This is a genomic window from Paenibacillus sp. FSL H8-0168 (genome assembly GCF_038592955.1).
Taxonomy (GTDB): Bacteria; Bacillota; Bacilli; order Paenibacillales; family Paenibacillaceae; genus Paenibacillus; species Paenibacillus polymyxa_B.
In genome coordinates this window covers 5,424,048-5,443,557 of the sequence record NZ_CP151948.1, presented here as the reverse complement: position 1 = coordinate 5,443,557, position 19,510 = coordinate 5,424,048, and the positions used below count along the sequence as shown (strand labels likewise).

Genomic DNA, 19,510 nt, shown 5'->3' with positions numbered 1-19,510 from the left:
CGGTACCCCGTGCGGGTGAAATGGATGGTTGACTCGAATGTGAAGAACTTAATCTTTAGGGGGTGCCGGCAGTAGTGGAATCGCTGCTCCCGGGTCCCGGTTTGGCAAATGATCAACTCCCACAGGCTCTAGAGGCTGCTGTGGAACTGTCCAGTTGCGCGCGGTATCCGCGGCAGTTCGCTGCTCCAGCAAGCGTTTGGCTACTTCATAACATTGATCGACATGCCGATTACCAATGGTTCGCATGGCAGTGAAGCCAATTGCCGCGGCTAGCCCTTGCCCCAGAAGGGGGACAAACTTGCTAACCTGCTTGGTAGCGATCCGAATGCCCATTTTTTGCAAAATCTGCACGATGACTTCACGGGTAATGAGTCGCCCGATCAGCTTGCTGCCAATCGAGGTGATAAAACCATACACCATGGATTTTGTTTCTGCGTCCAGACCTTCCAGCTGCTTCTCAGATAATCCGAATTTTCCGTTAATGGCAGGCAGCAGCTGCATCAAAATGCCAACATCAGCAAGAACGTCAGCCCCTGGAACTGGAACCAATACCGCTCCACCCGAAGCCGCAGCCCTTTTCGTCACCATGGATTTACATTCTTTACGGATCTGCTCCAACTCTTCTATTGTTCGGGCTGTCATATGCATCTCTCCTTCATACGCTTCCGATTAGGACCCATGATTCTACCCTGTTATTACACACATTTCTACCTATCTTAAGCAGGGAGTAAGCAAAAAATCCCTGATTCACGCACTATCCTACATTTACTCCTGTGAAGCGATCAGGCATAATGAAGGGTGGTTGCCGATAAGAACAAGCCTGTTTTACGGGGATAAAGGAAGGAAGAGACAGATGAGTCAGACAAACGTTTATTTTAATCATGATGGTGGAGTGGATGATCTAGTATCCCTTTTTATGCTGCTTCAGATGGAGCAGGTTCATTTGACCGGAGTATCGGTGATTCCAGCAGATGGTTACCTGGAGCCTGCGACGGATGCCAGCCGTAAAATTATTGATCGTTTTGGACAAAATAAAGGGCCTGTGGAAGTCGCAAAGTCTAATTCACGCGGTAAAAATCCGTTTCCTGCCGCTTGGCGTTTACATTCCTTCTATGTGGATGCATTACCCGTACTGAATGAATCAGGGCGTATGGAAGCACCGCTTTCATCCCTACCAGCTCATCAGCATCTGATCGAAAAGGTACGCGGAGCTGAAGGTAAGACGCTGTTGCTATTCACTGGACCGCTAACCGATCTGGCGCGAGCGCTGGATGAAGCACCGGATATTGAAGCAAAGATCGAAAAGTTGGTATGGATGGGCGGAACCTTTGAAAAAGGGAATGTGGAGGAGCCGGAGCATGACGGCACAGCAGAGTGGAATGTGTTCTGGGACCCAGAAGCGGCGTATCGGGTGTGGCAAAGCGGCATCACGATTGATCTGGTAGCGCTGGAAAGCACAAGCAAAGTGCCATTAACTCCAGCAGTACGCAATCGTTGGGCGGCCGAGCGCCGATATGAAGGCGTGGATTTCTTGGGTAATTGCTATGCTGGATGTCCGCCGCTCGTCTATAGCGAAACGAACTCAACCTACTACTTGTGGGATGTACTGACCACTGCATCCGTAGGACGCCCGGACATTGTCAAGAAAAAGACGGTGCATTGCAGCGTTATCGCAGAAGGTCCAAGTCAGGGCAGAACGGTGGAACAGGCAGAGGGACGTCCTGTGAACCTGGTATACGATACAGATCCAGAAGCCTTTTTTACGTATATGGCCGATTTGGCCAAGCTAGCTGCTCCCAAACGTTACTAAGTCTGACTATGCACAAACGTGCGGCATAGGGTGATAATACTGCCTAGTGACACGTACTCATAACATAAAGCCCGTGACGTTATGCGTCACGGGCTTCTATTACATGATGTGCTCTATATATCACAAGCTAATCTCTGTTTCAGGCAGACTCCTGGTATATTTTCAGAGTGAACTGGAGCGTTATCTCCGTCCCGCTACCAGGTTCACTGTTCCCTGTCATCTTACCCTTCATTCGTTTTAATAGATGTTTGGTAATCTGCCAACCCAATCCTGGATTGCCATATGAGGGGGAGTACCCACGGTCATGTTCAAGCCACAATTTCAATTTATTCGGAGATATACCGATTCCAGTATCCTTCACCTTCAATTCCAGTTCAACCTCAGGTGCATCGGTCACAGATCGGGTGGTTGCAGATAAAGTGACGGCTCCTGTGCTTGTAAACTTCACTGCATTATCTACCAAATTAATCAGCATACGGCGAATTTTAGCCTCATCCCCGATAAAAATAGGCGAGCTGGTGAGATTCCAGTCGAGCTTCAACTCTAGATTCCGTCGCGCAGCTACCTCTGTATACAGACTCAATACATTTTCCATCATCGTTCTCAGATCAAACGGATCTTCAATATCATCGATCTGCCTGGACTCTATATTGCTGTAATCCAAAATATTACTCAACAACGTCATAAGCGAGCGACTGCTCGACTCCATGATGCTCATATATTGCTGTTGTTCCTCTGTTAACTCCGTCGTCAGCATGAGGTCGGTGGCTCCCCATATTTCGGTTAGCGAAAACCGAATTTTATTACTCAGGGAAGAGATCAAATCCAGCTTGCTCAGGGCAGAGATCTCAGCATCTATCTTTTCTTTCTCCAGTTCCACCACATAACCCAGAAATACAGCCATAGCCTGTAGGGCCTTCAATTCGGATTCTGTCAAATGTACAGATGGCGCGTCCAAGATACAAATGGTTCCGTAAGCCTGACCATTTTTCATGCGAATAGGGATTCCTGTAAATGAGTGGTTTCCCATGGTTTTAGTCACATCTAAATCGCATGTGTGCGGGTGAATAGTCGTTTCTGAAATCGTGAGGTGATCTGCAGGATGGTCCAACACCAGACTGCAATAGCTAAGCTCAAAAGGGAGCACATCCCCTTTCTTAACGAGTATCTCTTCCCGGTTAAATGAATCAACGATTACATTCGTAATCCCATCATTAGCGGCAATGAAAATGGTATTTACATGCAAAATATCACTCAACACATCAATGACATGCGCGGTAGCCTCTTGAATACTATTATAAAAACCTGTAGGTGAAGTAGTCATGTATCTCCAATCCTGATGCAAAGTGGTGGTTATCCAAAAACTTTAGCAGTTTGTGTATCCCATTCCCGATCCTCTGAATGTGTTTTTGGAGCGTATCATTAATTATACATGATTATTTCATTATAAACCGATCTTTCTACTTCCATTTACCTATTCGCTTGCGCAAACCTTCATTTTTTAGGTCTAATGCTAGCCTTTCTGGGAAGGTTTTTGTTTGTATTATTACACATTCACGAAAATATATGATTATTTTCATTCTATTTTCATAAATTCATATGTAATCTCATGATATGAAAATTGTGTAATAAAATAGGAGGATAGAACCAGTAATATCATGTAAATATTCTATATAATAGGTTCAGAGGTGGGATTATGAATAGACAGGAAGCCCTACAACACTTCCTTAAGACCTATGCAGAAGATGCGTTGAACCAGAAATTACATCAAGCAGCGTCTTTGTATGAACAAAGAAAAGAAGAGCTCATATCTTCTTTTATTCAATCCTTTCAATCGATCTGCCTGCAAGCCCATTCTGCAGAAGTGGCCAAGACGAGGATCGGATACATTACCTATTCTATGAGGCGCACGTATCTGATGGATCGTAACTATAACTATGTCGTCGAAGCCTATGATAAAAATTGGTTCTTTGATCCTCAACCTTGTTATGGAATCTATGATGCAGGCTGGGCATTCAGCTTTTTAGCAGAAGTGGAGCCCCGTATATAAGAATATGCCTGCAGCTGCTTGCCCTGAACCTACACAGGCTTCATCAAGGTAATCAAGTTATTATAAAATAGGGATTTTGAAAGAAGGGAAAGTGTGAGTAATAAGAAGTTGTTTGTACTTGTGTTAGTTATTTTAATTCTTAGTGGTTGTGGTGTGAACAAAGAGGCCGAGGTAAAAAGTATCGCTCCTAAATCATCTACACCAACTGTTGATAGTCCTGACATAACGGAAGGTTCTAGTGAAGTTACTGTGGATGATACTGGAAAAAATACTGTGCAAGATTCTGACACATTAGATCAGTTTATAAAGAAAATTCAACCCAAGGATGAGCATCTTCAAAAAATAATAAAAGAAGATTTAGACCGTGATGGAAAGCCGGAATATGTGCTTGCTTTTGGATTAGAAAAAGAGGAGATTTAAAACATATTTGTAGTCCGGGAGGATGATGATGGGTATCTCATCATTGATAAACTAGAGGACCCGGTTATAGTTGTGCATATAAATACAGATGTGAAAATCATGAAGCTGGACCAAACAGATCAAAAATTTATCGTTGTATACTCTATAGGCGACGGAGGGGCTTATTCAGAGGGATTCTCCATATACACCTTGGAAAATAATCATATCAAGAGTATAAATTCTGATTTTCCTAATGCTACTGGACAAGGAATTCGAACGTTAAAAGATACCGACCATGATGGTGTATTTGAAAGTGTCGATTATTACGAGTTTAGCGACACTCAGGAGCATACCATCGTGGTCTATCAAAAATATGATGGAACAGGACCTGAAAAAAAGGAGATTTTGTATAAAAATAAAAGTAAAAAGTTTGCATATCCAAGCGATCCTAAGGCTGTGATATTGAACTACTTGGAAGTTGATTATCTTATGAAGTGGTTTGATTTACCTTTTCCTGAAATGGACCAGCTTGCCGATCCGGCAGCAAGGCAAACGTATGATTTTGAGGATGCTGTCGATCTTTCCGGTTTAGCATATTTATCTTACCCGGTGTTGGAACTGAGTATTAATGAGGTTAGTAGCAATGATAACCGAAAAATATTTTTGGTAAAAGATAATTCATTAGAAGAAAGAGCGAAAAAGGAAATTACGTTTACGTTAGAAAAACAGTCAGATAAATGGAAGATTATGAGTATAGAGATAAATGATAAATTGTAGAGAGCGTGATATCCAGCATGAATCATTTAAAGGGCGGTCGTATATGTTGCGTCCTGTTACTACTAATTTCCTGTGTAGTAATGAACGGATGTACGAAAGAGAATGATTCTTCAAAAGCAGAAACTAATCATACGCTTTCTCTTCAAAATGACGTTAAAACGATTTCTTATTCGGAAATGTTGGATGCATTAGTTCAAAAACTTCGTATAGTCAACGATGAAAATAAGGATTCTGATACCAGACAAAATAAGCTTGAGGAGTTCATACAGGAACTTAATTCGTTGTTAAACGAGCCTGAAAGTGTAGAGATGAAGGATGAAGAATTAGTAGAAAAGTTCGAGAATAATCTCACTATCTTAACAAAATCGTTTCCGTTAAAAAGCGGGCAGCTAAACGTTAGGGTTATGAATTATAGAGCACCTAAAACGGTGACAGGTACGATCGGAGATAAATACACATTTATTCAGTGGTGGAGTTCGAAGCAACTTGTACACGCCCAGATGCTTGAGGAAGACGGGCCAGAATTAGCTACAGATTTTATGGTTCGGGATTCAGACCAGGGAATACAGCTGTTGTTAGGGGGATATGTTTCAATATATCATCCAGACCCCGTATTTGTTGCGTTGTGGGAATTCTCCGGGGAAAAATGGACACAGAAAGAAATAGTAACAGATAAGATAAAGCTTCCGGATGCGTGGGAATTGAACGAGGATATAGATGAGTTTGTTTTAGAGAATCGGCAGCATGATAGCATGAGTATCGAAGTTTTAGACCACGGCGATGGTTTCTTCATAAACAGTGATGATTCTGAACAAAACTTTATCATTGAGTTCTCCACCAGTGGAGAAGTCCGTATTGATTCTGAGTATAGCACCGCCTCGAATACTAGTGAACAGCAAAGCTATGAACTCATTCAAGAGAAATATTCAGAACATGGGATCGTGATTAAATACCCTCAAATTACAAAACTCAAGGATATTGCAAAGCAAAAATATTTAAACCAAATTCTTAAGACTGATGCTTTAGAAGGATTACAAAACTATGCGGATTCCAATTCTGGAGTCCATGTTGAAATTGATTATGAGATCAAACGACAAAGTGAACGATTCTTGAGCGTTCAATATACGGGTATTCGTTATGTGAAGGACGCAGCCTATCCTAGTCATATGTTTTATACGACGAATCTGGATATGAAGCAGGCTTCAAGAATAAGATTGAGGGACCTGGTAAAGGTCGAGAAACCTTTTATTGAGCTTATAAAAAGCGGGAAGATTACAGCTGTTCAGCCAGAGCAACAAGGGTTAATCGGTGATTTCACAAAAGATGATTTGATTCAATTGTTAGCAAACGCGGATGTAACCAAAGGTTCGCTTGCGGAAGTAGAAATGGAATCGTTTAGTTATCTCACAAATGATTCGTTGGGGATGAGTGTACCTATGGCTCATGTAGTAGGGGACCATGCGGAGTATGAGATTCGTTTTTTACAAATTCCAGAGAATATTAGGCGGAATGAGGAACTATGGAGTGAGCTAAGTTCTGTTGAGGATCAGTCTGTTTCCACAGTTGGCGGTGAAAAATTGGATACCAACCAATATGAAATTGAAGAGTCGCAGTCTTTTCAAACTACTCTCGAAGGTTTTGGAGAAGTAAGGTTTGTATCCACATATGGGTATCCGGAAGGTTTTCGTAAATTCTTTTTCTTCCTATTGGATGACCAAGGACATATTCTTTATCCATTCCCCGATTTCTACGGGAACCGTGAGTGGGTTGCACGTTACGGAGGAGTAGAAGCAGTGGCCTTCAAGGATGTGAATAAGGATGGATTGAAGGATGTTATCATCATTGCCGATGTTGACAACGGGATTCATGGACCTGGTAGAGTTGATGAATTCCCTATAGCGGACATTTATTTTCAGAAAAAAAATAGAACTTTTACCACAATTCCTGCATTAGATGAGGCTCTTAACGATCAGGGGCATAATCAAACCATTAAAGATGTCATTCAATACGTAAGCAAACAACGGATAAACGTAAAATAACCGACATAGAGGAGCGGTAACATGGGATATCCAATCATCAAGTATAATGGAACAGTTTTATCTCTTAAAAATCCAAAAGTTAAAGTTATACAGAAAATGAATGAGCATGTGAAGGTCCTTTTGACAGGTGTGTTAACGGGTGCTCAAATGGAAGAGTATACAGATCATATGGAAGCAGGGGCGAAGTTAGTTGTTTCCTATATGAATGATGATCAAAAGCAGATTGTATTATTTAGGGGATTAGTCACGCAGTTCAGAATCAAGTTGGTGTCCAATGTAGCCTATTTAGTCGTCGAAGCCCTATCCTATACAAGTCAGTTGGATGAAGTGCTTCATAGACAATCTTTTCAAAATGTGAAGATGAAGGTGCAGGCATTGCTTGAACATGTACTCAAATCATATCCCAAAGCCAATTGTACGAGCCGCTTAAAAGATCAGCTTTTACAGGAATTTACGATGCAATTCGACGAAACGGACTGGTCGTTTCTGAAACGTATCGCGTCTCGGCTTGGTTGGGGACTGATACCTGATCCGATTGGAGACAAACCTCAGTTTTATTTTGGATTACCGGATGGTGTCAATCAAGGTGAGCTAAAACAGTATAACTACTCGATGACCAGAAAAACTAAGCCAGGGGCCAGCAAGGACGACAATCTTTTGTATTATAAAGTACAAACGACAGGGGCTAGAGATGTCCTGCTGCAAATTGGGGCGGAGGTTAAATTTAAAGGGAAAGCCTTATACGTCCTGCAATCGGTTGCGTTTATACGCCATAGTGTCTTGTGGCATGAATATGTGCTGACCACATCGGATGGAATGAAACAGGATTTGATTGTAAATGAGAGCATTCGTGGCATCTCGCTGAAGTCCAAGGTTATTGGAATTGAACAGGATCATGTGAAGGTTTTCTTTTATGAAATGGAGAAGGTCAAGCCTAACGTCAAGGAAACCTACGCTTTTCCAACGGCTACATTTTATACATCGGAAGGGAATACGGGATGGTACTGCATGCCAGAGTTGTTTGACTTTGTAGATATCTACTTTCCGACCTCTACAGAAAAAGACGCCATTGTAACTCACTCGATCCGAAAGAGATCCAAAGGCGGTGACTTTATTAAGGACCCGTCGACGAAAATCTTTATGACCAAGTACCGCAAAGCCATTATATTTGAGAAAAATGAAATTTTAATTACGGGGAACGACGATGAAGTGGTGATTCGACTACTGGATGACCATGGAATTGAACTACGAAGCAAAAAGGATATTCGTGTAAAAGCCGACGGGAACCTGGTGTTCAATGCGGGTAACACAATACAGGTCACCGCGAAGGATGCTATCGGTTTAAAATGTAAAACGAGTTTGGTAGAAATGGATGGTAACATCAAAATGACTGGAGAAAAGATAAAGACTCAATAACTAAAACCACCAAGAGAGGGTAACCATGGCTAAAGTAACTACAGGAGCAATCGTGAATGAGAAACCGCCTACCCAAGAAGACATGATACAAGAGTGGAAACGTAAAATAAGCAAAGGTGAATATCCTTTTATTCATGTAACTAAGCATAGCGCCCAAAGGTGAATAGCGTTAAATATGTTTAGCAACAAGTAAATAAGGCTCCTAAGGAGCCTTTTCTGCAATCATGGTTCAATATTCTAATTCTTTTTAGGATTTCTACTATCGATGAACCAAGCAGGTCCAGAGACGTCGATCACTTCTTTGGTTTTATAATCATAAGCAATAGATATGATTTGGCCTTCATGCCCTTTTATATAGCCACGGAGATAAACGGTAGAGTTAACGTAACTGCCAATAAACTCGTTATTTTGGTAAACAAAATCGGCATTATAATACTTCTTAATGTATTCTTTTCCGATGGGTATGCCAGATTGAACGTATGCTTCTTTTTCTGTATTTGCTGTATATTGCGTGTAACAAAAGATTCCGACAAGGATTGAAAGTAATATAAGGATGCTTCCCCGAACCTTTTTCTTCTTCAAGTTGTATTCTTCTCCTTATTATCTCCTTATTATATACCCAGGAACCTTATTGCTTTGTTTGTTAATAATAGAATAGATCATTATAGCCAATATAAGGATTAGCTCAATACAACCTCTAAAAATTATGTTCATATATGCAAATTTCTTCTAACATACAGTTACAAAGTCCTAATCGTTATTAGGTATGAATTATGATCAATAATGCAATCCTCTCCGACTTTGTTCTCATTTGTATTCCGATTGATACTCGAAATAAACATAATACATTATAATGATACTACTTCCTGAGAATGGAAGAGTGAACTTGATTACTGAATAAAGCGAATCTTATTTTATGTAACAGATACGTCTCGCTTTCTTTAGGAGAAAGGTGCATTCTTGTCTATAATTCTACTATCAATAAACCAATCCGGTCCCGTAACATTGACAACTTCTTTCGAGTCTAAATCATATGAAATAATGATGGTATCTTTATTGTTTCCTTTTATATAGCCATAAAGATGAATTCTTGCATGAACGGTATTTTCCTCTATTTCATACTTTTTTAAAGTGAAGTCGGAATTATAGTGGGATTTAATATATTTTACGCCGCTAGCTGTGGCCGCTTTTACGGTTTCTTCCTTTTCCTTACTGGACATGCTTGAGCAACCTCCTATAAGGATGGTGACTAGAATAATTGTAAGAGCAATCCTTAAATTTCTATACAATTTGATGAGCTCCTTTTTGATTATTTTACCTCTATTATGTAACTTTATAATATATTTACTTAGTAAACAAGGTGGGAATATACATTGACATTTATTGAAGACAAGATATATTGGCAGCTTGCCGACCAAGCTTACGAAAGGGAACCTCATCCAAAGGGTTACAAGGATCAAACCCCTCCAGGCTGGGAAGTAGCAAAACTTGATGAGAAACTATTACATGACACGAACGGTTCTGGATTCGATGCGACTGTATTCCATAATGAAAAAACCAATCAGGTGATTATCGGTTATAGAGGAACAGAGCCGCCGGATCGCCCCAAGTGGAGTGTAGCAATGGACTGGGAAACGGATATCAACGATGTCGTAGGTGGACGGGTGAAAACTCTGAATCAAATTCATGATTATTATGTAAATAATCCGGAAGAGGTAAAAACCTTCCCTCCACAGGTGCAAAGTTCATTTAAACAATATGAGACACAGTATCAAAATAATCAATTTACGCATGCCCAAAACTTGTACGATGAAGTGAAGAAAAAGTATCCATCTGCTGAAATCTCTACAACAGGCCATTCTCTTGGAGGAGCCGAAGCAGAGTACGTTGCGGTACGGAACGGATTATCATCCGTGAGTTTTAATGCTCCCGGTATTGTACACTTACTACCTGAGGATCTTCAAAAGAGGGTAGAAGCAGGAGAGTTTAAGAAAACAAATGTGGCTTTTGCCCATCCCGGAGATACCGTTGGCGGGGGAGCTACTAAAGCTAATCAACATGTAGGAGAAACGTATCATATTGGGAGTGATTATAAGACTGCCAATGCAGCCAAGTTTACTATTCCTGTTTCAATTCCCATGGAAAGAAAAAACGAATTGGAAAGACTTATTCTTGGCCCCAAATGGACTCCTATTGTTTATGTTCCGATTACATTGCCTATGATGCAGCAAGATGCATTCACCAAGTTCTATAATTCTTTAATAGGGGGAGAACATACTCATAGAATGGCGCACTTTACATTTGACGATCGTACCGGTAATATCAGCAATCCACTGTACACCATGGATGGACAATTGGTAGAAGGTAATCCGCGGGTGCAGGCGTACGAGCAAATGCTGGCCGCGCAGACAGAGCTCAAGCAAGTCGTGGGCGATCTGGTTGAACGTTACGGTGGACAATTAGGTGCCTTCGGGCAGTTTGCTGCTAATGCACTGGGTGTGAATTTGATGGGAGCAGGACAACAAGATGGTCGCGTTAATGGTGGGGCATATTTTGTGGGCAACAAGAATGCAGGCACAATTCAATTAACACCTGAGGAGCTAAAGCATGCGGCTAACCAGATGCGTTCCAGCCTGCATGGATTTTCTAGCGATACCCGAGCATCCATCCAGTTATTTCAGGCTCATATCGGGACAAGTGAAAGTCAGTCTTTGACCCCAATTGCGCATAGTGCAACGGCAACATTGGATCGGATCAATCGCTGGTATCAGGAATCGATTACAGAGATAGCAGAGTATATAGATCGCAAGGGCCAGGAATTTACGATGGTGGATCAATAAAAAAGAGCAGCTGGAAGAACACAACGGGAGGCAAAAGAGATGAGCAGAATATCTTTGAGCCTGGGGGATCTGCGTAGGGCTGTTCAGCAATGCGAGCAGCTAAAGCAAAGACTTCAGCATCAGGAGCAGCAGATGAGGAATATATATGGTCGTCTGCAAGACTGGAGGGGCGAATCGGCTGCTGAATTAACACGTAAAATGGAGACGTTTCTCCAAGGTACAACTGTACGAATACAGGAATTGGACGATCATAAAGAGCAGTTGAAACGTTATATTCGGAAAATGGAAGAAGCTGATCGGCGTGAGGAGAGACGTAAACGGGCTGCACAATGGTGATACAGGCAGACTGCAATAGTTAGGAGAACATCATGAAAGATCAAAATGCATTTGTCATTTTACTTATATTGAATATCGTTTATGGCTTAACGCTATTTGCCTATCCGGCCATGCTGATGGTGGTCGTATTTTCTTTCGATGCACCAACAGCTGGAGATTATCTCATCAGTTATATTTTTGCCTATGTCATAATGAGCTACCCGATAGGAGTATTTATTTCATGGAGCTGTTGGTATTTTTATCATCGTTATGCTTTTAAGAAGGCGTATATCATAGCTAACTTTATGCTGCTGTGGCCAGCTACTCTTGTAGTGTCCTCGTGGATTCAATCGGCTTTTTCTTGAAGGGGTTCCCATCTGGCCAGTCAGCTACATAACATAAAAAAAACCGTACAATCGCTAGGGGACTCCCGCGGGGTACGGTTAAATGCGTTTAAATAAAAACTACATATATAGTAGTAGAAAAAAATATTCTCCCAGAGTGGTGACGATAACGACTTTGTAGTCTACTTTAATTTTCCTGCGGGGAATATAGCAGTGTTCGAAAACTTAAGAGTTAGATGAAAAAGTGTCAAAATGTTGAAAAGCTACAAAGTTCGACATATTGTTCGCTTTTTCGCATCATATGTTATTAGATTAGGGATTTTTGTTTGCTATTTATCGTATATTTATGTATAATCTATCGTGTTGAAAGATTGATTGTACGTAATATGCTGATGAGGGTGGGTTCATGACGCTGCTCGACAGTAACGAAAGCAAGAAGCGGATGTGCCAGATTTACAATGAAGTTTCAAAGGAACTGTTCGGCTTCGGGACCACGCTGCTGCGGGCCACCGTTGAGAACAACATTGTTACCTTTGTGGCGAAGCACCGGCGTTCTCCACGCTCGGCGGCATTGGAAGTGGAAGCCCCCGGCTTGAAGCTGGAAGTGGATTTCCGAATGTCCATGCTGTACAAGAAGAGACTTCGCGAGAAGCTGATTGAGGATATGGAGCTCGATATAGAAGCTTTACTGCGTGATTATGATTCAGCAACGCAGTGGGCAATTACGAACATCATACTGAAAGAATCCTAATAAAATTGGATATTCGGCTTTTCGCTTCGGATCTATCTGAGGGGAGAACCTGTTATAACGCGCAGCGGGATCAACTTATTCTTTGTTTACGAAGAAAAGTATTCTTGTTTTACAAGAGTACTTTTCTTTTTTGTGTCATAAGGTGTGCATAATAAAAAAATAGGGGGAGTTTCATATGAAAAAATGGTTTAAAGGTTTTATGGCTGTGACCTTGGCATCCGTGGTACTGGCAGGTTGCGGCAGCAATGCTACTGGCGGTCAGACAGATGGAAAAGATGGTTCAGCTGATGGAAAAAAGAAACTAGTTATTTCCACATGGGGCTTTTCCGAGGACTTTTTTAACAAAGAAGTGTACGAGCCTTTTGAAAAAGAACATAACGTTGATATCGTGGTCGAAATTGGAAATAACGCTGAACGGTTGAACAAAATCAGTCAAGGCAGCACAGACGTCGATCTGATTTATCTGTCTGATTATTATGCCCAACAGGGAATTCAACAGGGGCTATTCGAGAAGTTGGATCGCAGTAAAGTGCCAAACTTGAACCAAATTTATGATATTGCCAAAGCACCGCTGGGTGAGGAATATGGTCCTGCTTATACAGTTGGACGCCTTGGTATTGCCTATAATCCGGAACTGGTGAAAAAAGATGTGACCTCCTGGGCCGACCTGTGGGGCCCTGAATTCAAAGGAAACGTGACTCTGCCGAATATTACGGCGACTGCTGGACCGATGATGGTAGATGCAGCCTCCAAGGTAGCGGGGAGTAAGGAGTTTAATGAAGACCAAGCCTTCGGAAAACTGAAAGAGCTGAGTCCGAATATCGTTAAGTTTTATAGCAAAACGTCCGAGTTCGTGAACATGTTTAGTCAACAAGAAATTGCGGGCGGTCCGATCATGGAAATGTACTTCAAAGATTTGCAGGCGGCTGTGCCAGGAGCGAAATTTGTAGCTCCTAGTGAAGGTGCTTACGCAGTCATGAACACGATTAATGTAGTGAAGGGCTCCGACCAGAAGGAGCTGGCTGAGGAATTTATCAACTGGCAGCTGAGCAAGGAAGTTCAAGAAAAATCCGCCAAGGCGAAGGTTGATTCTCCGGTGAACACGCAGGTGGTACTGTCCGGTGCGGATACAGAAGGAATTACGTACGGTACAGATGTAGTGAACAAGTTGACCAAGCTGGATATGAAGTTCGTTAACGATCATATCAAGGCATGGACAGATCGCTGGAACCGGGAAGTAGCACAATAATGAAAAAGGTCATATTAGATGTAGATACGGGCATTGATGATGCGTTGGGTATTTTACTGGCCGCCAAAAGTGGTCAGTTGGATATCCAAGCGATTACTACAGTATGCGGTAATGTCTCACTTAAACAAGCAACATTGAACACATGCAAAATCCTCGACCTTTTGGATAGACCGGATATTCCGGTTTATCGGGGGGCGGAGGCTCCCTTAATACGTAAAGGTCTGCACGAGCACCGTGTCCATGGAGAAGACGGCATTGGAGGTGCATTGAGTGGAGTAATCCCAGCGATGTCTGCATCCGAAGGTTTTGCGCCGGATATCATCATTGATACCGTGATGGCTCACCGGGGGGAAGTGACGCTCATTTGCACCGGGCCGCTCACCAATTTGGCACTGGCGCTGCTGAAGTGTCCCGAACTGACGGATCACGTCGATGAGGTCATTTTTATGGGCGGTGTTATTCACGGGTGCGGCAATATTACACCTGTAGCGGAGTACAACATGTATGCTGACCCTGAAGCCGCACGGATCGTATTTCATGCAGGATTTGGTCGGTTGATACAGGTGGGACTGGATGTAACACGGAAGGCTCTGCTGACTGCCGATCATATTGCTCGTCTGTCCCATCCTGCAATTCGTAATTATGTAGCTGAAAGTACGGCTGTTTATACCAAGCGTTATGAAGAACGCAACGGGGTAAAAGCCTGTGCGCTTCATGACCCGCTTGCCGTAGGTGTCGCATTGAATTCGAGGTTAGTAGATACCTCATCGTTGTATGTCGACGTGGAAACCTCCAGTCGTATATGTGACGGACAAACGGTGGGCGATGTGCAGAACCGCCTCAATCATAGCCCCAATATGAATGTGTGCGAACAGGTGGACAGCGAAGCTTTTCTGGAGCTGTTTATCCAGGTGCTGAATAAGGAATAACATTTTGATAACCGCAAGGAGCTACCCATGAAGAAAACATACTTGTATTGGCTGCTGCTGCCAGGTCTGCTCTTTCTGGCGGTGTTCATGGTCATTCCGATTGTGTTGACGATCGGTTCGACCTTCGTACAGAACAGCTCATTCACCCTAGAAGGCTATCTCCATTTCTTCAAGGACCCTTATTTTCTGAAAATATTGCTGACTACGCTGGAAGTCAGTGTCGTAACGACACTCGTGTGCGTATTACTCGGCTTCCCGACGGCTTATTATATTTCGCAAAAGGCCCCGCGTCGTAAAGGGATTTTGCTTGCGCTGGCTATCTTTCCCTTATTGACGAGTCCGGTGGTGCGGTCATTCAGCTGGATGGTCATTCTGGGTCGCAAGGGGCTGCTAAATAACGTGCTCATCGGTTTAGGACTTGTAGATGAGCCGCTGAATATTTTGTACACCCCAGCAGCGATGATTATTGGTCTGGTTCATTTGTTTTTACCGCTGATGATTATTTCACTGATTGGTGTGCTCGAAAATATCGACGGTGATCTTGTTCATGCTGCTCAGAGCCTCGGGGCTTCCAGATTCAGCGCATTTCGTAAAATCGTATTTCCGCTGTCTGTGCCGGGCCTGATCATTGGAAGCATTCTCGTTTTCGTAGGCAGCCTGACTGCATATACGACACCAGCACTACTTGGAGGAAAACAGCGGGTTATCGCTACATTTTTGTATCAAAACGCGATGACGCTAAACGACTGGTTTTTAGCTTCTGTTATTGCAACAATTATGATTGTTATTACATTTATCGTGGTCGGTCTCTTAAATAAGGCGGCCCATAAACTCAATCCGAAGGGGTAGGTGGATATGCGGGAGAAACATTACGGACTAGGCTTCTTTAGCCTGCTGGTCTTCATCTTTCTGCTCGGTCCGCTGTTGATCATATCGGTCACTTCTTTCGAGCCGGGCACGGTATTAAAATTTCCTCCGCAGGGCTTTTCTTTGCGCTGGTATGAAAATATTTTTGAAGTGGATTTGTTTATGTCCACGTTCAAAACGTCCATTGTCGTCTCTCTGCTAGGCAACATCTTGGCACTGCTGATCGGTATGCCTGCCGCCTATGCACTTAGTCGCTTTTCGTTTCGCGGGAAGGATGCGCTGAATGCTTTGTTCCTTTCCCCGTTGCTTATACCGGGTATCGTTCTTGGTTTTACACTGCTGCGCTATTTGATCATTGTTTACCATTTACCAGTATATGCTGGACTATTGATCGGACATACGGTGATTATGTTGCCGTTCATTATTAGAGTCATTGCATCCAGTTTGTCTAACTTTGATTTTGCGATTGAGGAAGCAGCGCTTAGTTTAGGGGCTGGACGGCTGGAAACCTTTTTCAAGGTAGTTCTGCCCAACATCCGCTCAGGTATTATTGCGGCTATCCTGATTGCCTTTCTGGAATCATTCAACAATGTCGACATCTCCGTCTTCATGACAGGACCGGGCTTCAGCACCCTGCCCATTCAAATGCTGACTTACGTCGAAAATTATTTTGACCCGACGATTGCAGCGATTTCGGTTATGCTGATGATTTTAACCGGTATCCTGATGTTCTTGATTGAACGACTGATGGGATTGTCTTACTTCACTAAAAGGTAATGGAGGCTTCAACCTTATGGCACTGCTTACTCTGGATCGCGTATCGGTCGCTTATGACAACCAACTGATCTTGCAGGATTTCGATTTGCAGCTCGAGCGGGGGCAATTGCTCTCGTTGCTGGGACCGAGTGGTTGTGGCAAAACGACCACACTTCGTCTCATTGCAGGATTTCTCGAAGCTAAACAAGGAACATTTTTGTTTGGCGATAAGGATTATACTCGGGTTCCGGTGAATAAACGGAACTTCGGCTTTGTATTCCAAAGTTATGCACTCTTCCCGCATTTGTCCGTTTTTGATAATGTTGCCTTTGGTCTGCGGTTACGTAAGGTAAAGGAAGATGATGTGAAACGCCGCGTTATGGCCATGCTGGATACGGTTAGCCTGGGGGGATTTGAAAAACGTTTCCCCGGTGAATTGTCAGGCGGACAGCGTCAACGTGTTGCGATTGCGCGAGCGCTTGTGATTGAACCCGATCTGCTGTTGTTTGATGAACCTCTGAGTAACTTGGATGCTAACCTGCGTGTAAATATGCGTGTGGAAATCCGCCGTATTCAACAGGAACTGGGCATCACTACTGTGTATGTATCGCATGATCAGGAGGAATGTTTTTCGATTTCTGACCAGGTTGCGATTATGAATAAGGGGAACATCGAACAATTAGATGCTCCATCGACCATTTTTAAATATCCGACGACCGAATTTGTCGCCCGTTTTATTGGGTTTAATAATTTTCTAAGTTTTGACGAGCGTACTGAAGAAGGGGATCGTATTCGACTGAATACAGGCGATCTTTCATTCGGCGTAGCGCGTAATCAGGGTACTAACCAACCGGGTGCTCGTCAGGGCGCTATTCGCCCGGATGATTTGGTCATTCGAACAGAAGGCAACGAGACAGGGGAAAATGAGCTTCCCGGTATTATTAAAGTAAGTACTTACCTGGGGCGTAGCTATCAGTACGTGGTAGAAACGGCGAAAGGCAACTTTACGGCTAATCAGGAAATGGATACGCCTTACCTGAGTGGTCAGCGGGTTACCCTGCATTTTCCGGCAGATAAAATGGTGCTGGTCCAATAATCAGCGGGTTCGATGAAGGAGATACATCATGCGTGCAGACAAAATGATTTTACAAGTTAAGGTGTATAACAGTTACTACAAGACGTTCGAAGAAGGTAATGTAGCTATACTTAATGGCAAGTTTATGTATATCGGTCAGCGTGGTCTGGAGTCTTTCGAGGTGGCTGAAATTGTCGAAGGGCATGGGAAATATATGATTCCCGGCCTGATCGACATTCATTTGCATATCGAAAGTACCATGGTGACACCGGCAACCTTTTCCTATGGGCTGATTCGCAATGGGGTAACGACGATTGTACCGGAACCGCACGAAATGGCGAATGTTTTCGGATTGGAAGGCATTCAGGAAATGATGGAAGCCAGCAAAGATTGCGTGGCTGATATGTTCTACGGCATTCCAAGCTCTGTCCCGGCAACGCCGCTCGAAACCTCAGGGGGCGAGATTGGTATTCCCGAGATTGATGCGCTACTGCAAACCGGCGAAATGATCTGCCTGGGTGAAATTATGAACTATGTGGATGTCATTCGTGATCCGGAGAGCAAGACGAATCGCATCTTACGCCATGTTCGTGAGCACTACCCGGAGCTAATCATTGAAGGCCATACGCCGCAGCTGCTTGATCTGGATCTGCATCAGTTGATCTATGCGGGAATAGGCTCGGACCATACTCACCAGAGTATTGAAGGTATGAAGGCGCGGATGGCTGCCGGGATGTTTATTGAAATCCAGGAAAAATCCATGACCCCTGAAGTGATGGACTATCTTATTCAGGAAGATGTGGCACAGCATTTTTGCTTCGTAACGGATGATGTGATGCCAGACTCTTTCGTAGAGCGAGGGCATCTGAACCATATTGTAAGTAAAGCAATCGGAATGGGCATGAAGCCTGAGGATGCCATTTATGCAGCTACGTTTACTCCTGCTGCACGGATGCGAATGCATGACCGCGGAACAATTGCACCGGGAAAAATAGCTGACTTTGTACTGTTGTCCGATCTTGGTCAATTTGATGTGGAGCAAGTCTATAAGGACGGACTCAAGGTGTTCGATAAGTTCGAGGAATACCATCAAGCACCGATAAAAAGCCGCTTCCCCGCCCATTTTTATCAAAGTGTGAAGCTTGATCCGCTTACGGAGCAGGATTTTACGGTAAAGATGGATGTAGCTGATGGCACACATCAATGTCGTATTATGATGGTCAAGGATGGCTCAACTTTTACGAGCGAACGGATTGCACCTGCACATGTGGAGCAGGGTGAACTGGTATGGGAACATGGTGAACATGGACTCATCGCTACGTTTGAACGGTATGGAAAGAATGGCAACCGTGCTTACGGTTTGATCGGGGGAGATACGATTAAACGTGGGGCAGTGGCAACCACCTATTCGCACGATAACCATAACTTGCTGGTCGTAGGGCATAACAAGCAAGATATGATACTGGCTGCGAATACGGTTTTATCCAGCCAAGGTGGCTTTTGCGTAGTTGAAAATGGCAAGGTGCTGTCCCATTTGCCGTTAACCGTAGGCGGGATTTTAACAGAAGGACCGCTGGAAATGGTTGCGGCCCATGTGAAGGAGCTTCGTTCAGCCTTGCTGTCGCTGGGCTACCGCCATTACAATCCAATCATGTCGCTGAGTACGCATTCTTTGCCGGTCAGCCCGGCCTTGAAAATTACCGATCACGGCCTGATTGATGTAAATGCAGGCAAGGTTGTATCCTTAATCGTGGAACCTTCAGAGATGCAAGAATAAAAAAGAGCCGACCCTCTTACGGGTCGGCTCTTTTTTTGTCGTGGTTAGGTATGAAGTAGGTTATGGATTTTGTCTTCAATATAGAAGCTTTAACAGACAAAATTAACATCTTCTAC

General features: G+C 43.3%; 21 protein-coding genes. 17 read left to right on the top strand and 4 right to left on the bottom strand.

The features are described from left to right. Positions 1-48: 48 nt before the first annotated feature. On the bottom strand, positions 49-642 hold the full coding sequence (locus tag MHI21_RS24120) for a hypothetical protein (RefSeq protein ID WP_209940612.1): 594 nt from the start codon (positions 640-642) through the stop codon (positions 49-51). A 211-nt stretch (positions 643-853) separates the two neighbouring features. Between MHI21_RS24120 and MHI21_RS24115 the strand changes: the two genes are divergently transcribed. Then, entirely contained in the window at positions 854-1,810 is a 957-nt protein-coding gene (locus MHI21_RS24115; protein WP_061830535.1) for a nucleoside hydrolase, read from the top strand. Positions 1,811-1,949: 139 nt separating this feature from the next. On the opposite strand, the gene MHI21_RS24110 is transcribed toward MHI21_RS24115, so the two are convergent. Further along, a complete protein-coding gene (locus tag MHI21_RS24110) occupies positions 1,950-3,134 on the bottom strand; it encodes a HAMP domain-containing sensor histidine kinase (RefSeq protein ID WP_342419034.1) in 1,185 nt (394 codons plus the stop codon). Positions 3,135-3,506: 372 nt separating this feature from the next. Here MHI21_RS24110 and MHI21_RS24105 point away from each other — a divergent pair, with 372 nt between their 5' ends. The 6 genes from MHI21_RS24105 (at position 3,507) to MHI21_RS24080 (ending at position 8,654) form a co-directional block, all read left to right on the top strand. Beyond that, positions 3,507-3,860: a hypothetical protein gene (locus tag MHI21_RS24105; protein WP_341162823.1), complete on the top strand. Its 354-nt coding sequence runs from the start codon at positions 3,507-3,509 to the stop codon at positions 3,858-3,860. 93 nt (positions 3,861-3,953) lie between these two features. Next, a complete protein-coding gene (locus MHI21_RS24100) occupies positions 3,954-4,280 on the top strand; it encodes a hypothetical protein (RefSeq protein WP_341162824.1) in 327 nt (108 codons plus the stop codon). A 99-nt stretch (positions 4,281-4,379) separates the two neighbouring features. Next, positions 4,380-5,036 (top strand): hypothetical protein, encoded by a 657-nt coding sequence (locus tag MHI21_RS24095; protein WP_341162825.1) that lies wholly within the window; start codon positions 4,380-4,382, stop codon positions 5,034-5,036. A 17-nt stretch (positions 5,037-5,053) separates the two neighbouring features. Beyond that, entirely contained in the window at positions 5,054-7,075 is a 2,022-nt protein-coding gene (locus tag MHI21_RS24090) for a DUF4163 domain-containing protein (RefSeq protein ID WP_341162826.1), read from the top strand. 21 nt (positions 7,076-7,096) lie between these two features. Further along, positions 7,097-8,491 carry a hypothetical protein gene (locus MHI21_RS24085; RefSeq protein ID WP_342419033.1) on the top strand — a complete coding sequence of 465 codons (1,395 nt, stop codon included), beginning with the start codon at positions 7,097-7,099 and terminating at the stop codon, positions 8,489-8,491. Between the two features lie 25 nt (positions 8,492-8,516). Beyond that, entirely contained in the window at positions 8,517-8,654 is a 138-nt protein-coding gene (locus MHI21_RS24080; RefSeq protein WP_341162828.1) for a hypothetical protein, read from the top strand. A 74-nt stretch (positions 8,655-8,728) separates the two neighbouring features. Here MHI21_RS24080 and MHI21_RS24075 read toward each other — a convergent pair whose 3' ends face one another. Together MHI21_RS24075 and MHI21_RS24070 are read right to left on the bottom strand one after the other, a co-directional pair. Further along, complete coding sequence (locus tag MHI21_RS24075) at positions 8,729-9,073, bottom strand: hypothetical protein (protein ID WP_341162829.1); 345 nt, start codon at positions 9,071-9,073, stop codon at positions 8,729-8,731. 359 nt (positions 9,074-9,432) lie between these two features. After that, positions 9,433-9,711 carry a hypothetical protein gene (locus MHI21_RS24070; protein ID WP_226887720.1) on the bottom strand — a complete coding sequence of 93 codons (279 nt, stop codon included), beginning with the start codon at positions 9,709-9,711 and terminating at the stop codon, positions 9,433-9,435. A 153-nt stretch (positions 9,712-9,864) separates the two neighbouring features. Between MHI21_RS24070 and MHI21_RS24065 the strand changes: the two genes are divergently transcribed. The 10 genes from MHI21_RS24065 to MHI21_RS24020 all read left to right on the top strand — a co-directional run bounded on the left by MHI21_RS24065 (position 9,865) and on the right by MHI21_RS24020 (position 19,394). Continuing rightward, positions 9,865-11,331, top strand: a complete 1,467-nt coding sequence (locus tag MHI21_RS24065) for a hypothetical protein (RefSeq protein WP_341162830.1) — start codon at positions 9,865-9,867, stop codon at positions 11,329-11,331. Positions 11,332-11,370: 39 nt separating this feature from the next. After that, positions 11,371-11,667, top strand: coding sequence for a WXG100 family type VII secretion target (locus tag MHI21_RS24060; RefSeq protein WP_014278615.1), 297 nt, complete (start codon positions 11,371-11,373; stop codon positions 11,665-11,667). 32 nt (positions 11,668-11,699) lie between these two features. After that, a complete protein-coding gene (locus MHI21_RS24055) occupies positions 11,700-12,011 on the top strand; it encodes a hypothetical protein (RefSeq protein ID WP_013312461.1) in 312 nt (103 codons plus the stop codon). Positions 12,012-12,396: 385 nt separating this feature from the next. Then, the gene (locus tag MHI21_RS24050; protein ID WP_013373571.1) at positions 12,397-12,741 is read left to right on the top strand and encodes a hypothetical protein; all 345 of its coding nucleotides are present in this window, start codon (positions 12,397-12,399) and stop codon (positions 12,739-12,741) included. A gap of 175 nt (positions 12,742-12,916) precedes the next feature. After that, a complete protein-coding gene (locus MHI21_RS24045; RefSeq protein WP_341162831.1) occupies positions 12,917-13,990 on the top strand; it encodes an extracellular solute-binding protein in 1,074 nt (357 codons plus the stop codon). Next, positions 13,990-14,919 (top strand): nucleoside hydrolase, encoded by a 930-nt coding sequence (locus tag MHI21_RS24040; RefSeq protein ID WP_250260185.1) that lies wholly within the window; start codon positions 13,990-13,992, stop codon positions 14,917-14,919. The genes MHI21_RS24045 and MHI21_RS24040 overlap by 1 nt, the downstream gene beginning before the upstream one ends. 27 nt (positions 14,920-14,946) lie before the next feature. Further along, positions 14,947-15,768, top strand: coding sequence for an ABC transporter permease (locus tag MHI21_RS24035; protein WP_013312457.1), 822 nt, complete (start codon positions 14,947-14,949; stop codon positions 15,766-15,768). Between the two features lie 6 nt (positions 15,769-15,774). Then, positions 15,775-16,563, top strand: coding sequence for an ABC transporter permease (locus MHI21_RS24030; RefSeq protein WP_013312456.1), 789 nt, complete (start codon positions 15,775-15,777; stop codon positions 16,561-16,563). A 16-nt stretch (positions 16,564-16,579) separates the two neighbouring features. After that, entirely contained in the window at positions 16,580-17,638 is a 1,059-nt protein-coding gene (locus MHI21_RS24025) for an ABC transporter ATP-binding protein (protein WP_341162832.1), read from the top strand. A gap of 28 nt (positions 17,639-17,666) precedes the next feature. Continuing rightward, a complete protein-coding gene (locus MHI21_RS24020) occupies positions 17,667-19,394 on the top strand; it encodes an adenine deaminase C-terminal domain-containing protein (RefSeq protein WP_165177914.1) in 1,728 nt (575 codons plus the stop codon). Positions 19,395-19,510: the final 116 nt, after the last annotated feature.

Bases quoted from the DNA above. Each gene is read 5' to 3' on its own strand.
- MHI21_RS24120 (WP_209940612.1), bottom strand. From the start codon at position 642: ATGACAGCCCGAACAATAGAAGAGTTGGAGCAGATCCGTAAAGAATGT.
- MHI21_RS24115 (WP_061830535.1), top strand. From the start codon at position 854: ATGAGTCAGACAAACGTTTATTTTAATCATGATGGTGGAGTGGATGAT.
- MHI21_RS24110 (WP_342419034.1), bottom strand. From the start codon at position 3,134: ATGACTACTTCACCTACAGGTTTTTATAATAGTATTCAAGAGGCTACC.
- MHI21_RS24105 (WP_341162823.1), top strand. From the start codon at position 3,507: ATGAATAGACAGGAAGCCCTACAACACTTCCTTAAGACCTATGCAGAA.
- MHI21_RS24095 (WP_341162825.1), top strand. From the start codon at position 4,380: ATGAAGCTGGACCAAACAGATCAAAAATTTATCGTTGTATACTCTATA.
- MHI21_RS24090 (WP_341162826.1), top strand. From the start codon at position 5,054: ATGAATCATTTAAAGGGCGGTCGTATATGTTGCGTCCTGTTACTACTA.
- MHI21_RS24085 (WP_342419033.1), top strand. From the start codon at position 7,097: ATGGGATATCCAATCATCAAGTATAATGGAACAGTTTTATCTCTTAAA.
- MHI21_RS24080 (WP_341162828.1), top strand. From the start codon at position 8,517: ATGGCTAAAGTAACTACAGGAGCAATCGTGAATGAGAAACCGCCTACC.
- MHI21_RS24070 (WP_226887720.1), bottom strand. From the start codon at position 9,711: ATGTCCAGTAAGGAAAAGGAAGAAACCGTAAAAGCGGCCACAGCTAGC.
- MHI21_RS24060 (WP_014278615.1), top strand. From the start codon at position 11,371: ATGAGCAGAATATCTTTGAGCCTGGGGGATCTGCGTAGGGCTGTTCAG.
- MHI21_RS24055 (WP_013312461.1), top strand. From the start codon at position 11,700: ATGAAAGATCAAAATGCATTTGTCATTTTACTTATATTGAATATCGTT.
- MHI21_RS24050 (WP_013373571.1), top strand. From the start codon at position 12,397: ATGACGCTGCTCGACAGTAACGAAAGCAAGAAGCGGATGTGCCAGATT.
- MHI21_RS24045 (WP_341162831.1), top strand. From the start codon at position 12,917: ATGAAAAAATGGTTTAAAGGTTTTATGGCTGTGACCTTGGCATCCGTG.
- MHI21_RS24040 (WP_250260185.1), top strand. From the start codon at position 13,990: ATGAAAAAGGTCATATTAGATGTAGATACGGGCATTGATGATGCGTTG.
- MHI21_RS24035 (WP_013312457.1), top strand. From the start codon at position 14,947: ATGAAGAAAACATACTTGTATTGGCTGCTGCTGCCAGGTCTGCTCTTT.
- MHI21_RS24030 (WP_013312456.1), top strand. From the start codon at position 15,775: ATGCGGGAGAAACATTACGGACTAGGCTTCTTTAGCCTGCTGGTCTTC.
- MHI21_RS24025 (WP_341162832.1), top strand. From the start codon at position 16,580: ATGGCACTGCTTACTCTGGATCGCGTATCGGTCGCTTATGACAACCAA.
- MHI21_RS24020 (WP_165177914.1), top strand. From the start codon at position 17,667: ATGCGTGCAGACAAAATGATTTTACAAGTTAAGGTGTATAACAGTTAC.